Annotated in this window: 10 protein-coding genes; 4 read left to right on the forward strand and 6 right to left on the reverse strand. The window is 47.3% G+C overall.

Translation table 11 applies throughout. From position 1 onward, the window contains the following. The first annotated feature begins 326 nt into the window (after positions 1-326). Positions 327-1,169, forward strand: coding sequence for a pentapeptide repeat-containing protein (locus QUA40_RS09630; RefSeq protein ID WP_333124586.1), 843 nt, complete (start codon positions 327-329; stop codon positions 1,167-1,169). 73 nt (positions 1,170-1,242) lie between these two features. Further along, positions 1,243-2,106 (forward strand): sulfite exporter TauE/SafE family protein, encoded by an 864-nt coding sequence (locus QUA40_RS09635; RefSeq protein WP_333124532.1) that lies wholly within the window; start codon positions 1,243-1,245, stop codon positions 2,104-2,106. A gap of 166 nt (positions 2,107-2,272) precedes the next feature. Here the strand turns inward: QUA40_RS09635 and QUA40_RS09640 are convergent, their stop codons facing one another. Beyond that, complete coding sequence (locus QUA40_RS09640; RefSeq protein ID WP_333124534.1) at positions 2,273-3,073, reverse strand: hypothetical protein; 801 nt, start codon at positions 3,071-3,073, stop codon at positions 2,273-2,275. A gap of 229 nt (positions 3,074-3,302) precedes the next feature. On the opposite strand from QUA40_RS09640, the gene QUA40_RS09645 reads away from it, so the two are divergent. Further along, on the forward strand, positions 3,303-3,629 hold the full coding sequence (locus QUA40_RS09645; protein WP_333124537.1) for a hypothetical protein: 327 nt from the start codon (positions 3,303-3,305) through the stop codon (positions 3,627-3,629). Between the two features lie 59 nt (positions 3,630-3,688). After that, positions 3,689-4,228, forward strand: a complete 540-nt coding sequence (locus QUA40_RS09650) for a GIY-YIG nuclease family protein (RefSeq protein ID WP_333124540.1) — start codon at positions 3,689-3,691, stop codon at positions 4,226-4,228. Between the two features lie 352 nt (positions 4,229-4,580). Here QUA40_RS09650 and QUA40_RS09655 read toward each other — a convergent pair whose 3' ends face one another. The 5 genes from QUA40_RS09655 to QUA40_RS09675 form a co-directional block, all read right to left on the reverse strand. Then, on the reverse strand, positions 4,581-5,912 hold the full coding sequence (locus tag QUA40_RS09655) for a response regulator (RefSeq protein ID WP_333124543.1): 1,332 nt from the start codon (positions 5,910-5,912) through the stop codon (positions 4,581-4,583). An 81-nt stretch (positions 5,913-5,993) separates the two neighbouring features. After that, the gene (locus QUA40_RS09660; RefSeq protein WP_333124546.1) at positions 5,994-9,080 is read right to left on the reverse strand and encodes an ATP-binding protein; all 3,087 of its coding nucleotides are present in this window, start codon (positions 9,078-9,080) and stop codon (positions 5,994-5,996) included. Positions 9,081-9,152: 72 nt separating this feature from the next. Then, entirely contained in the window at positions 9,153-9,293 is a 141-nt protein-coding gene (locus QUA40_RS09665; protein WP_333124549.1) for a hypothetical protein, read from the reverse strand. A gap of 447 nt (positions 9,294-9,740) precedes the next feature. Next, complete coding sequence (locus tag QUA40_RS09670; RefSeq protein ID WP_333124553.1) at positions 9,741-10,046, reverse strand: hypothetical protein; 306 nt, start codon at positions 10,044-10,046, stop codon at positions 9,741-9,743. Beyond that, positions 10,047-15,182, reverse strand: coding sequence for a PAS domain S-box protein (locus tag QUA40_RS09675; RefSeq protein WP_333124556.1), 5,136 nt, complete (start codon positions 15,180-15,182; stop codon positions 10,047-10,049). It lies immediately after the preceding gene. Positions 15,183-15,380: the final 198 nt, after the last annotated feature.

Consider the following 15,380-nt stretch of genomic DNA (forward strand, 5'->3'; position numbering starts at 1 on the left):
ACAAGTTTCCGATAATCGTCGTGGTGAGCCCATAATTTTAGACCAAATTTCCGGCTCCCAGATGAATCTGTGGAGCAAATCTAAAATCTCAAATCTACAATCGACTGACTCAGTGCCCAGTGCCCATAGTTTTACTCTATTGTTGATTTTCTCAGAAGGCTTGATATTTGTCAGGCCCTTTAGGAGCGAGTAGCACAGCATTGCCAGGAAAACAGTGCAAAGATTCTACAGATACTACAGCGTGCAGAGTGAATACCGTGGTTATCTGGGATGATGTGGTAACACCCATCACTCTAACGTTTGAAAACAATTGCGAGGCGAATGACATGGAGGCCGATCGAATTCTGAGGCAATATGCGGCCGGAGAAAGAATTTTTCGAGAAATTAACCTCGCCGGGGCAGACTTAAAAGGGGTAAACCTCAGCGAGGCTAACTTTACCAGAGCGAATTTCCAAGACGCAAACCTCAAAGGCGCTAACCTGACGGGAGCGAACTTGCGCGAGGTGAAATTGACAGGGGTGGACTTGACGGAAGCCAACCTCAGCGAAGCAAATCTCATCGGTACCGATTTGAGTCGCGCCAATCTCAGCGGGGCTAACCTGACGGGAGCCAACCTGCGCGGCTCAATGGCCAGAGAAGTCAACATGACCAAGGCTAATTTGACCGAAGCTAATTTGACCGAAGCCAACTTTACCGAAGCGAATTTGTTTGCGGCCAACTTAACCGACGCTAGCATGATTCGCATTAATTTGATGAAGGCAAATTTGAGTTGGTCAACTCTCAAAGCGGTAAACCTGACAAATGCCATCCTTAGCCAGTCGCTTTTAGAAAGAGCTAACCTGAATCAGGCAATTCTCAGCGGGGCGATGCTCAGCGGGGCTAACCTGACTGGTGCAGACTTGCGCCAAGTAACGATGGTGGGAGCTAATCTCACCGAAGCTAATCTGAGCAATGCTAATTTGAGAGTTGCTAATGTGAGTTGGTCAACGCTAGCAAAAGCTAATTTGAGCGGTGCTAATTTGTACCGTGCCAAGCTGTGCTGGTCTAATTTTAGCGGGGCTGTTTTGGTGGAAGCGGTTTTGATTGACGCTAATCTCAATCGAACTAACTTCCGCGATGCAGATTTGAGGCGGGCAATTATGCCGGACGGCACGACTAATGAGTCTTAAAATTTGATTGTTGACTGTTAACTGTTGACTGTTGACTGTTGACTGTTGATTGTTGATTTTTAACTATTGACTAATGACTATCAGTGAATTATTGATTCTCGGTGTGGCAGGAATTTTTGCGGGAATTCTAGCTGGATTTTTGGGTATCGGCGGCGGTACGGTGCTCGTACCTTTGTTGGTGGCTCTCAATTACGCTCCGGTGCAAGCGGTTGCTACTAGCGGTTTGTCGATCGTCATTACAGCTATTTCTGGCAGCATCCAGAATTGGCGCATGGGCTACCTCAACTTGAGCCAAGTCGCAGGCATCGGATTTCCCGCCGTCATCACAGCACAAATCGGTGCTTATTTGGCGGGGATATTTCCGCCTTACTTGCTGTTACTTACTTTTGGGTTGTTGCTGTGGGTGAATATTTATTTGATTGAAGTTCGCAAGCGCCTGACAGCTAAGAAGAAAGCGGAAGCAGAACAAGGGGAACTAGGAGGAGAAGCCGGACAAGGAGACAATGCTCAATTACCAATTACCAATCACGAATTACCCAATAATTCAAATATTTTATTCAATCCAACTTTTGCTAAAATTGCCACCGGGAGTGCGGCGGGTTTATTAGCGGGTTTGTTCGGCGTAGGCGGCGGCGTAATTATGGTTCCCCTGCAAATTTTGCTGTTAGGAGAAAGCATTAAAACCGCAATTCAAACCAGCTTGGGCGTCATCGTCATTACGGCTATTTCGGCGACGGTGGGACACGCGGCGCGCGGGAATGTTTTGTGGGTTGTGGGGTTAATTCTTGGCGGTGGGGGTTTGTTGGGCGCGCAGGTGAGCACGCGGTTTTTGCCGAGATTGCCCGATCGCATTGTTAGTTTAGCTTTTCGATCGCTTTTGGCAATCTTATCGATTTATGTTTTCTGGCAAGCTTGGCAAAAATTTAGTAACGGGTAATCGGTAATTGGTAAGCTGCGCGGCAGAATAGCCCCCTACGAAAAAATCCCGGAAGGTGCCCGCGCAGCACCCTACGAAAAACTAATAACTAAGACACATCTCCCAAAAAGCCAGTCTGGAACAGGCAGGATGCCTATTCCACAATAATTATTGGAGATGTCTAAGACTAATTTGTTGATAGTTTCTTCACGGCGCGAGTCAGACGCTGCAAATAAGGCTTGACAATTTCTTGATTTTGCCTCTGCAACTCGGAAACTTGCTGCTGCAAATGCTGAATCTCGGTTTGCAGCATCCCTGTGTCTATTGTGGGTCGATCGAGCAAATCCTGTAATTGCTTGAGAGAACCTTGGATTTGATCCAAGTCTACTTCTGTCGATCGCTCCTGTAACTGAGCCGTAATAGTTTTAACTTCAGTTAACTTTTCGCCCATCAATAAAAATCGGACGTTGACATTTTCCCAATCATGCTCTTTGAGGGCGCTAGTTTCCAAAATGCGGAGTTTTTGCTGCAAATCCGACAGTTGCGTGTAGAAATCCTGAGAATCTGCCGGCAGCGCCTGCGCTTGGCGTTCGAGGGAGGCTACGGCAGCTTGTACCTCGGCGATGACGCCGGATTCCAAACCGAGGAGTTTCTGCTGCAAGTCGGAGACGGCGGTGTAGAGTTCCGCAGGTTCTCCAGGTAGTATCTGAACTTGCTGTGATCGACGTTCTACTGCGGCCTGTACGTCCGTAATCGCAGAATTTGCCTTTTGTTGCATTTGTTGCTCGAAACGCTGGCGATTGGCGAGATTCAGCGAGAGTGCTGCGGTTAAGGGGGCGGCAGCGTAGAGAATTTGGCCCGACAATACAGCAGCAATCGTGCCCATCGCTGAACCAGCAACAGAGGCGTATTCTGCAAATTCTAGCCAGTCCGGCTGGTTCGGGGCACTTCTGGAAGCTGGGAATGATGCTTTTTCAATCTTCTGCATAGCCTTTTAGTCGTAGTCGGATAGATGGCGATACGGACATGATAAAAGCGATCGGCAAATAAATCAGGGCTATTTGTCAAAATTTCCGGATTGTGGTATTTTTATTGACCTCGTGCGGAATACCTTGTGCGTTCAAAACGGTCAGTCTCAGGTAAAATTCAGGATTAAGTCGATCGCTCAACAGTTAACCAATAACCGTTAACCGCCATCTGTCAGGAGTATACAGAAAATGGGTCTTAAGATTATTGAAAGCTACGATAGCAGTTTTGTCCTCGAACCAGGGGCTAAAACTGCACTGTTCGGTTTGTTAACCGGTGAAAGCTTTGTCAAACAAATAGCGCTACAATTGCAATGCTCGCGCATTGAGTTTGCCGAGTTACTTTTTCAGCCAGTCCCTTACAGCAGCGAGACGCCGAAGGGAATGCCTGCTGAATTTGAAAAGTATCACGAATCGAGCGATTTTGCGATCGTCAACGTCCCCCCTAATTTCATGTTCCAAGCCAAAATATTTAAACCCAGCCGCCTCTGTGCCGTTTATCGAGTTTTTAAGAGTTAGGTAAAGGCTGGTTAATCTGTGGTTTAATCTAAAATCTAAAATCTAAAATCTAAAATCGGATGACAGAAGACATTCAATCTCTCGCCAGCTTAGAATTCATTTCATACATAGACTCCGAGGGGAAATTGCCCGATTTTCTCCAGGGAAAAATTGGCGTTTACGCAATTTTTGACAACGAGAAAGCCCTGCAATTTGTCGGTTATTCTCGCGACATTTACCTCAGCATTAAACAGCATTTGGTTCGCCAAACCCAATATTGCTACTGGCTTAAAGTCCAAACTATTGACAAGCCCAGCCGCACTATTCTAGAAAGCATCCGCTCAAGTTGGATTACAGAAAATGGTTCGCAGCCCCAAGGCAATGGTGTCGATGCTGCCAAGTGGAACGATCCCATCGACACCAAAACTGTGATGACTGCCCAAGAAACTGCAAATTATGAAGGTATTTTTGCCGATGAAATTGCCAAAGATAAATTGTTGAAAAATGTCGCGCGACGGGTGGAAAATGAAATTTTTTCGCTGTTGAAAGCTCGCGGTGTAACTGAAGAAATCCGGTTTAATCCCAAGCTAAAAACTAGCGGATTGCTGGATTTAAAGTAACTGGAATATCCGGTTAATTCCCCACAATCAACCCTGTTTGTAGGGAGGACTTCAGTCCTCTCTCTAAGGACTAAGGATCGCGAATTAAATAATTTACACATATTTGTGGGATGGGCGTCCCGCCCGTTCTTTATGGACGGGCGGGACGCCCATCCCACAAGAACAATAAAAATTGTAAGTTATTTAATTCTCATTCCTAAAGTCCTCACTACCAACTTATAACATTTTAAGATTTATAGCAACCGCCACAGCGGGCGCGGACATAAATAGCCTAATAAATAGAGCCGATACCCGTCAACCATAAATAGTTTGATTCCCGTACTGTCAACAGTCAACAGTCAACAGTCAACTGTCAACTGTCAACTGCTTTAACAGATATCGGAATCTGCAAAATTAACTCTGTCCCTCGGCCCGGAGCAGAAATACAACTAATTTGACCTCGATGTTTTTCCACTACAATATCGTGACTGATTGCCAACCCTAATCCAGTACCGCGGCCTACAGGCTTCGTAGTAAAAAATGGGTCAAATATCTGGTGGCGCACTTCCTCACTCATCCCACAACCGTTATCGGCAATTAAAATCACAACTGATTGATTGTTTTGAGTGGCTAATATTGAATCGTGATTGTGCAGCGCAGCTTCTGACTCAAAACCTACTGAAGTGCTGATGGTAATTTTTCGGGGAGAAGGTTGAGTTTCCAGGGCATCAATAGCATTACTTAGCAGGTTCATGAACACCTGATTTAACTCACTGGCGTAACAGGTGACTCTTGGGAGTTGGCTGTAGTTTTTAATGACCTCTATCTCACCAGCTTTGTTTGCTCCCTTTAGCCGATGTTGTAAAATAACTAAAGTATTGTCAATGCCTTCATGAATATCCACGGGTTTGTACTTTTGTTCCCCAAGGCGGGAGAAGTTCCGCAAAGACATCACAATTTCGCTAATCCGACAAGCACCCTCTGTCATCGACTTCAGCAGTTTTGGATAATCCTCTGCGATGAATTCGGGTTGAATCTCCTCCAATTCGCCGATAATTTCTGCAACGGGGTGGGGGTAGTAATGTCGGTACAATTCAACGAGGCGAAGCAAATCTCGTGCATACTCCGCCGCTAGAGCAATATTGCCGTAGATAAAGCTGACGGGATTGTTGATTTCGTGAGCAATTCCTGCCGCTAGCTGACCTAAAGAAGCCATTTTTTCTTTCTGTATTAACTGAGCTTGAGTTTTCTTGAGTTCAGTTACGGTTTGTTCGAGTTGCTTGGCATAGGATTGTGTTTGCTGGAACAAGTGGCGCTGCACGATTTGATTTGAGACGCGGGCGAGAACTTCTTGTTCGTGAAACGGTTTTGTGATATAATCTATACCACCAAATTCAAAGGCTTTGACTTTATCTAATACTTCATTCAAAGCACTGATAAAAATAACCGGAATGTCCTTGGTTGTGGGAGAAGCTTTCAATGCTTGGCAGACTTGGTAGCCGTCCATACCGGGCATCATGATGTCGAGCAAAATCAAGTCAGGAGGAGTTAACTCGATTGACCGTAGCGCTAGTTTGCCGTCGGGTGCGGTGCGTGTTTTGTACCCTTGCTGCGAGAGTATTTGAGCTAAAAGTTGCAAATTAGCCGGAATATCATCAACAATTAAAATATTCCCTTTTAAGACGGGAGTTGGTTCGTAATTCATATCTATTTCGGTAAAATAACCTTTATAGGTTTGTAGTGAGTACGATCGCCCGATGGGGTTTTATGAGGACGATCGTACTCACTACAAACCCGATATAATATCATTTTTATTTGGGGTTTCGGGATGGATGAGAGCTAGTATTTGATTGAACTGAAACTCGTTAGCCAATGCGGCTAGAGCGCTAGCTAAAGCGTCATTGCGATCGCGAATTTGCTCAATTTGGATCAGAATTAACTCTAAATCGCACTCAATTGTGGCTTTCTCTAAAGCTGCCAGCCAATCTGCGGGTAAAGCTGCCAGAGTCTCTGGAGTCGGAGCTTCAATTTGAGTTGACTCGGGAACACTCTCCGGTTCATCGTAAATGTAACGCACTCCCAGATGTTTGTGGAGGGTGGCAAAAATTTCTGTATCTCGAAAGGGTTTGTGGATAAAGTCATCGCAATCATCTGATACAGTAACGGTTGGCACTTCCTCGGCGTTACCGGCACTCACGGCAATAATTGCCGTAGCTTGACCTTTAACGGTGGCTTTAATGCGTTTGGTCGCTTCATGTCCATCCATCACGGGCATCGACATATCCATAAAAATTAAGTGTGGCTCAAAACTCGTCCACATTTCAATAGCTTCCATGCCATTGCTGGCTTCTTCGAGTTCAAAGTTAAAGCCAGCGAGGAGTTTGATCAGCAGTTGGCGGTTGTCCGATCGATCGTCCACAATCAAAATACGATAGCGCGGCTGATTGCGTTCCAGGGCTATCACCCGACGCGGTGCCTGTACGGGTTGAGTCGCCGGGGCATCAACGGCGCTGACGGGGATATCAAACGCGAAGGTGGTGCCACGTCCTTCTTCACTGCGTACAGTAATGACGCCGCCCATCAGCTTGACAAACTGTTGGCTGATAGCCAGCCCCAAGCCTGTTCCTTGCTGAGATTTTGTTCCTGTTTTGGTTTGCACAAAGGCTTGAAAAAGCTTATCTAACTCATCGGTGGCCATGCCGGAGCCAGTGTCTTCTATTTCAAAATGTAATTTGTAATTACTGATTTGTAATTGCTGATTTTTACCCTCCATAACCGAACTTACTCTTACCGCAATTCCTCCTTGTTTCGTAAACTTAATTCCGTTAGAAATCAGATTAGTTAAAACTTGGCGCAACTTAAGTTGATCGGTTTGCATGTATTCGGGAATATCTCTAGAACACTCAAATATTAACTGCAATTGTTTGTCTCGTGCCTGGAGTTGGAACATCTCTTCCACCTCGTTCAACAGGCTGCTTAATTGAAAGTTTGTTGGGTTGATTGTAAGGCGTCCCGCCTCTATTTTGGCGAAATCTAATATTTGATTGATTAGAGCGAGCAAGTGTTCTCCGCTGCGGTTGATAATGCGGATATTTTCCTGTTGTTCGCGAGTGAGGTTGGTAGAGCGCTGCATCAATTGGGAGAATCCCAGAATTGCGTTTAGCGGGGTGCGGAGTTCATGGCTCATATTTGCGAGGAAAGTGCTTTTCGCCACGTTGGCCGCTTCGGCTGCCCAGGCGGCTTGTTGAAGCTGTACTGCTTGCTGTTGAGTGGCTTCGAGCAATTGAGCTTGTTGTAAGGCGACTCCCAATTGAGTGCTAATTTGCAGCCCAATATTGATTTCTGCTTCGCGCCAAGTGCGGGGCCCAGAATTTTGATAGCTGGCGAGCAAACCCCAAAGTTGACTGCCGCAAAATATGGGGAAAATAACGTAGGCTCTAGCTTGAAATTGCTCTAACACTTGCAGGTAACAAGGACTCAAGCCAGCGGTGTATATGTCTTCAATTATGTGGTAAGGAACGCCTCTAGCATACATACCGCCTTGATTTCTTTGTAGATAGGTGTCCCGCACTGGTTCAGCGGAGGCTTGCATAGTTTTCACGGTACAGTGAGAGTCTTCGACGAGAGTGTTGGGCAAATTCAAATCGTCGGATTGTTTTTGCATCAGAGAAATCCAGCCCGGAGCCATTGACTCGGCAACAAATTCTCCACTCCAATCAGGATTAAAACGATAGATACCCACACGATCGCATTTTAGGGTTTGTCGCACTTCAGAGGTTGTAGTTTTGAATATTGTGTCAATATCTAAGGATTGACGGATGCGCTCGATCGATCGGGCGATGGCTTGTTCTCCCTGGGTGCTTTCTCGCAAAGCTGACTCGGCTTGTTGGCGATCGCTAATATCCAAGACAGTGCCAGACAAACGGATCAACTGCCCTTTTTCATCATCAAGCGGTTGCCCTCTGACTTGAATGTAACTGAGCGAGTCATCTGTTCGGATCAATTGCTTGAGTTGGCTCTCGCTCTGCGCTAAAGCTTCATTTAAAGATTTTTGGTCTGCCAAAGCCTGTTGCAGTTGTGCTGCCATAAGATTAAAGGAATTGGCGAGTTCTCCGACTTCATCCAAGCGTGTAATTTCTAAAGGTTGATCCCATTTTCCTTTGGCAAAATTTTTGGCGGCGGTATTCAAGCGCATAATTGGCTTTGTCACCCAGCGGGAAGTCAACAATCCGATCGCGATCGCCATCGTACCAGCGCACAACCACAATATGTTGCGGGTATTTGCTTGAATCGGAGCCATGAAATCAGACTCTGGCACCACCACCACAATCAACCAATCCAAACCACGGACATCTCGATAGGGAGTGACGCGGACAAACTGCCTATCGCCCTTGCTCGCTAGGGTAAATTTCTCGGTTGTTTGCAACGTCCGGAATTTGCCAAATCGGTTGGCGAGTTGTCGAGCAATATCTCGCGTGCGGGCATCCTTGCTGTTAGTGGCTAGCAATGGCGTCGGTTGCTTTTTTGCTGGCGTCACCAAGGGTGTTTCTAGTGTGGATGTGGCAATCAGATTGCCCGATCGATCCATAATAAAAGTTTGTCCTGAAGCCGAGAATTGCAGCCTAGCCAGAAAGGTATTGATTGCCGACAGTCCATTATTATCGCTGAGGCGATCGCTAATTCGTTCTCCTACTTGTTCGATTAGCTGATGCGCTACATCCTCGACTGATTCTTGACCACTTTTGAAAGAAAGATAGCCCACTAGCCCAACTACACTTACCGTTTGCAAAACAAACGGAACAATCAGAACCGTTCGCAGCGGCAGCTTGCTGAAAAATTTGGCGGTTAGACGGTTGAGCTGATAAATGGACATGGGTGTGAACCAATTGTGCTGATAATCGTATTTTAACTGCTGTAGCGTGCCTTTCCCGGCAATTGGCGCGCCCTAAAAACTGTGAAATTTTCCGCCCGGTTCAATATAGCCAACTACCAGCGAAGATTGGGCCCTGCTGTCAAAATTTGCTTCTGTCAGTTCTGTTTCTAGCTGTTTGGCATTTGCTTGATTTTTACTGACAATCACTGTCATAAATTTTATATTTTTTTCTGTTTCTCGGCAATTATATCGTTAATTAAAAGCTGTATAAATGGCTGATGAGTGGGCAGGTAACAGCTACACTCCTCAATCTTATACCAATTATTAAAAGTCTAAGCGAACCGTAGGGAAAGGGCATTGCCGTGTCCTACTCCCCGCGCCGGACACGGCAGTGCCGTGTCCCTACAGATGCTTTTCAGAATTGGTATAAGATCGTGTGGGGTCGAGGGATCTCAGTAAAATTAGTTTGTCATGAGGACGAAAGTCCTCAATAATCAGAGGACTTTCGTCCTCACTACAAACATTTTTTATTAACGGTAATTGACCGGATATGATATCAAAGTTTGCAGTAATGCCCGATCGCCCTAATGCAATTTTGTTAACTTGGGTAAAACGGTGGCCAATAGAGCAGGATCGATCGGCTTTGCTAAGTGTTCGTTTTCAGTTGACAGTTGACAGTTTGCCCTGAGCGAAGTCGAAGGGTTGACAGTTGACAGCTTTATAGCGACCTCTACCTGGAAGGAAGAGGATTGGAGTAATGAATAGTCTTCTTTTAATTTCTCCCGACGATCGGGCTTGGGGCTTTAAACCAATTCTTTCTGGTAAAATGTCGATAGCCTTTGGGGCCGTTGCAGCCGCCATTGCCGTCGCCCCCAACTGTTCGATCGCAACAATCAAAAACTGGCGATTGTCGGGTTCCTCGTCAACTACCAACACTTTTAAACCTGCCAAAATACCCGAACCCATTCAATCGAATTTCCTTCCCCCTCTCAACTGCCGCTGCTTACTCCGAGGCTGTTTGAGTGGCAGTATCACCGTAAATGTTGCACCCTGGTCTTTACCGGGACTTTCTGCAGTCACAGTGCCCCCGTGGAGTTGCACCAAGTGCTCGACGATCGCCAATCCCAGTCCCAAACCGCTGTCAGCCTTAGTTTTCGAGGCGTCTGCTTGTCGGAAGCGATCGAACACATAGGGCAGAAACTCAGCAGGAATGCCCTTTCCGGTATCGCTGACAGTAATTTGCACGTAATTTGCGGATGAGGAATCGCTAACAGCCAGCGCCGACAAGCGCAGTTGCACAGTTCCCCCCGAAGGCGTAAACTTCACGGCGTTAGTCAGCAAATTCCACAGTACCTGCTGCAACCTCTGGGCGTCGCCCCACATCAAGCCGACTGCGGGGTCAAGTTCTAACGAAACGGTGACAGACTTGGCCTCGGCTGCCAAACGAACTGAATTATGAGCCGCCTCGATCGTCCTTACCATGTAGAACCAGCCGGGTTTCAGAACCAGCTTGCCTTGAATAATCCGGGAAACGTCGAGCAAATCTTCCACTAGCTGGATCTGCACCTTCGACTGACGCTCAATGGCTTCCAAACCCGAAGCTAATTTATCTTCGTTGTAGGGGTGGGCGCGCAGGATCTGTGCCCACCCCTGAATCACATTTAAAGGCGTTCGCAATTCGTGGGAAAGAGAGTCTAGAAACTCGTCTTTCCGGCGGCTGATAGCTTCTGCTTCCGCCCGCGCGGCCTGTTCGCGTTCGAGCAACTGAGCGCGCCCGGCCTCGATTTGCTTGCGATCGCTGATGTCGGCAACGATCGACATACAGTTGATGTTGCCGTTGCTGTCGCCGACTGGAGTTGCCCACACAGCGAGGTCGATCGAAGTGCCGTCTTTCCTTTGGCGCTGGGTTTCCATTCCGGCGATCGGGTTTCCTTCGCGAATTCCTTCCAAGTTCGCCATGAATTCCTCCCGCTTGTCTGGGGGAATGCTGGGCACAAATTGACCTACCGCCTCTGATTCGGGCCAGCCAAAAATCGTCTCGGCGGCTGGGTTCCACATTTTCACAGTGCCGTCGTCGGCACTGAAAACGGTAATTGCCAGAGGACAAGCCTGAATCAAGGCTTCTAAAGTTTGATTGATCTGCGATCGCGCTGCTTCTGCTTGTTTGCGATCGGTGATATCGACGTTCACCCCGATCATCCGCACAGGCAAACCGATCTCGTCCTGAAACACCTTCGCCCTGCAAGCCATCCAGCCCACGCTTTTGTCCGGGCGGCAGATGCGGAACTCAATGTTTAATTCCTCCCCGGACGCCACCGCAGCCTGCACCTGCTTTTCGGTAACAGCGCGATCGTCTGGATGCACCATTTCCACCCAACTTTGATAGCTGTCGATACTGCCGACAGGCAGCCCGTACAAAGCCTCTAACTCCGCCGTAAAGGCGACCTCGCAGGTTTGGACGTTCAATTCAAAAGTTCCGATTTTGCCGGCTTGCTGAGCGATTTGCAGCCGTTCTTGATTGTGTTTGAGTTCTGCTTCCACGCGGGAGATCTCGGTCAAGTCGATGAAGAATGCCACCATCGTCTCTGGTTCGCGATCGTCCGGACACAGGGTTGTCCCGCCCATCAGAATCGGCACGCGGCTGCCATCTTTGCGGATGTACTCTTTCTTGAAAGGAGTTGCGACTCCGGACGCCCGCAGTTCTTGGGCCGCCAAGGCGTCTAGGTGCAGGTATTCGGGGGGGGTCATCCTGTCCCACCGCATTTGACCGGAGAGCAAGTCTGAGCGGGTGTAGCCCACCATGTTGAGCAGGGATTGGTTGGCGTAGGCGATGCGGCCGGTAAAATCGCCGATCGCGACTCCGAAAATATTTGAATCCATCAGCCGCCGGAATATGGCTTCGCTTTGCTGCATTATCCGTTTTGCTTGGTTGCGATCGGTGATTTCGGCAACCACGGTGCTGACTCCCAACAGTGTTCCTGATTCATCGCTCACTGGGTAAAAGCTGATTTGCCAATCCCGCAAAACTCCCGGCTGTTGCTTGGTTTGGGCCTTAACTTCCAAGTCGAGCACGGGGGTTTGCGTCGCCAGCACTTGGCGGTAAATCCGCTCTACCATATCAGCCCATTCGGGAATGACTTCTCTAACGGTGCGCCCGAGGTGATCTGCGATCGATCGGCCGTTGATCTGAGCGAGGCATTCGTTGATGCGGATGTAGCGCAAATTGGTATCGACAAAGCACAGCCCGACTGGTGTGGTGTTGTAAACTAAGTCGAGTTCTGCTAGTTGGTGGCGAATGCGTATTTCGTTTTCTCGAAGTTGATTTTGAGCTTGTTTGCGATCGGTGATATCTAGTACGAAGAATGCTCCTTTGTCTGTGCATCCTTGGAAGTTTCCGCCGCCTACTAAAACTGGGAACCGGGTGCCGTCTTTGCGGAGATATTCTTTTTCAAAAGGTGTGCAACTTCCTTCTGCTTCGACTTGCGCGAGGGCGATACGATCGAGTTCTGCGTATTCCGGCGCCGTAAGTTCAAGCCAGCAGATCTTTCCCGAAACTAAGTCTTCTTTCGTATATCCGATCATTTCCAGCAAGGCGTCGTTAGCGTCAGTAACTTCGCCGCTGGCATCCCAGAAACCGATGCCGATCATGTTAGACTCTACCACACTGCGGAAGCGCATTTCGCTTTCCCGCAAAGCTAATTCGGTTTGTTTTGATGCGGTAATATCTGTGATAATTAGGCCGACTCCGATTATTTCTTCTCTTTCATTTTTCACTGGGTAGTAGTTGGCGAGCCAGTAGCCTAAAGTTCCTGGTTTTTCAGGAGGTTCCCCGCTCATTTCTAAGTTTAAAACAGGCTGACCTGTTTCTAAAACTTGCTGAATTATCGGCGCAAATTTGGCTGCGGATTCTGGCAACAATTGGCGGAAGTCTTTGCCGAGATGCTGTTCTATCGGCAAACCGTTGAGTTCTGCTAATACTTGATTGATACGGATGAAGCGCATTTCGCGATCGAGAAAGCAAATCGCTAGGGGAGATGCTTCTAACAGCGAGTCAATTAAGGCGAAGGATTGCGATGTTTGAGATAGTGCTTGCTGCGCTTCTGCGTAAAGTCTGGCGTTGTCTAGGGCGATCGCCACGCGATATGCTAAATCTTCTAGCATTGCCATGTCTTCTGCACTGTAGCGGCGGCCCAACTTTGAGGTAAAGCAAGTGATGGAACCCATTACCCGCCCGCGCGCTTTCAGCGGTACGCAAGCATGAGATCCGATATTGAGCGATTCCCTACGGGATAGCTTCGCTTCACGCAATTTTTCTAATTCTGCTGCATTTTCGGCTCCTGCTGCTAAAATTTCCTCATCCACTTCGGCAATTAGTTCGGATATTCCGCTGCGGATTACCAGCGGATAGCCGTTAACAGCATTGTCCGCGATCAAATTGCGGATGCTGAAGTTATTAATAGTCTCAACCATAGAGGGTTCTGCGTGAGCCACAGCGACTAGACGCACTTTTGAGTCGCTTTCGGTCAAATGAATGCAGCACCCGTCGGCGATCGAATTTATTGCTAATTCTGCTACCTTTTGCAGCACCGTTTCCCCGTCAAACCCAGCAGCCAGCATTTTGCTGACTTCTGCTAAAAATGCCGAGCGCTGCTGTTCAACTTCCGCTTTTTCCCTCGCTGTTTGCTCGATTGTTAACTGCAATCTTTGAGTTTCTGCAAGTTTTATTTCTGTAATATCGCGGGCGACAATTAAGGCTGATTCTGGTATGCCATTTTTGTCAAATTCTGGAACTACGCGGGATTGATAATTTCGGAGGCCGTTGATTGAGAAAGCCTGAAATTCGACAATTTCTTCTTGACCTTTTTCTAACACTTTGTGCAGGGTTTCATCCCATATCTGGCACAGTTCCGGCGGCATTCCTATTTCTTGACTGGTTTTACCTAGGAAGAATGAAATTGGTTTTTCTTGGCTTCTTTCAACTGCTTGATTGACATACATATAACGCAGTTCTTTGTCAGTACGGATAATAATATCCGGCGTATTTTCTAGCAGCGTTCTCAGTTGCTGTTCGCTGCTTGCCAATGCTGCTTGCGCTTGTTGTCTTTCCGTGACATCTCTCACCGTGCCCACGTGTCCGATGAGTTCGCCCGAGTCGGAGAACATCGGCGAGCAACAAACGTTAATCCAGCGGACAATTCCCTGTGGTGTTTGCAGGCGATACTCGATCGCATATTCCCCACCTTGCCGAGTATAATCCAACCATCGGGCCAATACGCGATCGCAGTCTTCCGGGTGAATACAATTCTCCCAACCGTTTCCTAAAAGTTCTGCCAAACTCAAGCCGGAAATAGCCTGAAAGCGTGGGTTTGCATAGGTGTAGCGCCCCTCAAAATCTGCCATAAAAATGCCGACAGGCGAACAGGAACTTAAACAGCGAAATCGTTCTTCTTGAGCTTGCAGCGCTTCTTTAGCTACTGTTAGTTCTGCTGTGCGCTCTTTAACGCGGCTTTCTAGCTTAGTGTATGATAAAGCTAGGGCTATTTCTGCTTCTTTGCGGTCAGTAATATCGATCCCCGTTGCTATCACATATTCTACCAAACCCTCGCCATCAAGGGTCACAGTATTAGACCAATAAATTAATCGCTGGTTCCCATTCTTAGTGCGCCAATAGTTTTGATATTCGCTGTTAAAATTTTCGACTTTGAGCTTTGTAAAAACACTTTTAACTGGATCTATTTCTTCGGAGATCAAAAATAAATCCCAAACATATTTATTAATGACTTCTGCTGTCGAGTAGCCTGTAGTTTTTTCGCAAGCTTGGTTAAACCGGACAATCCGTCCTTGGCTGTCGAGAACTACAATCAAGCAAGCCGTCGTGTCAACTATTTTAGAAATAATATTACGTTCTATTTCTAGTTCTTGTTCTGTGGACTTTAAGCCAGCATACCAAGCGCTAACCATTGCAGCGGCCAAAAGTAAGATTGCAAGAGCTGCCTGGAAGGAAAAGAGTAACAGAGTTGTCAGCAGTAAAGCCGTGCCGGCACTAAATGTAGCAATACTGTAAGATTTAATGGGTAAGGGCAAGACCTGAAACCGACTCATTTTTGTTGACCTGTAGCGATGGCGCGATCGCACTATTGCTTATGTCGATGAAACAACCGTGTGAAAACTAACTTAAAACGAAGTATCTATTTTTTCTATACAAAACCACATTTGTCGGTCGTGTGCCATCTTCCCAGAGACAGATTGGCAGCGGGATTGGTGCTGAATCAACTGCTATCATAGATCAAGGGACAAATT

Source organism: Microcoleus sp. Pol11C3, assembly GCF_036701485.1.
Lineage (GTDB): Bacteria > Cyanobacteriota > Cyanobacteriia > Cyanobacteriales > Microcoleaceae > Microcoleus.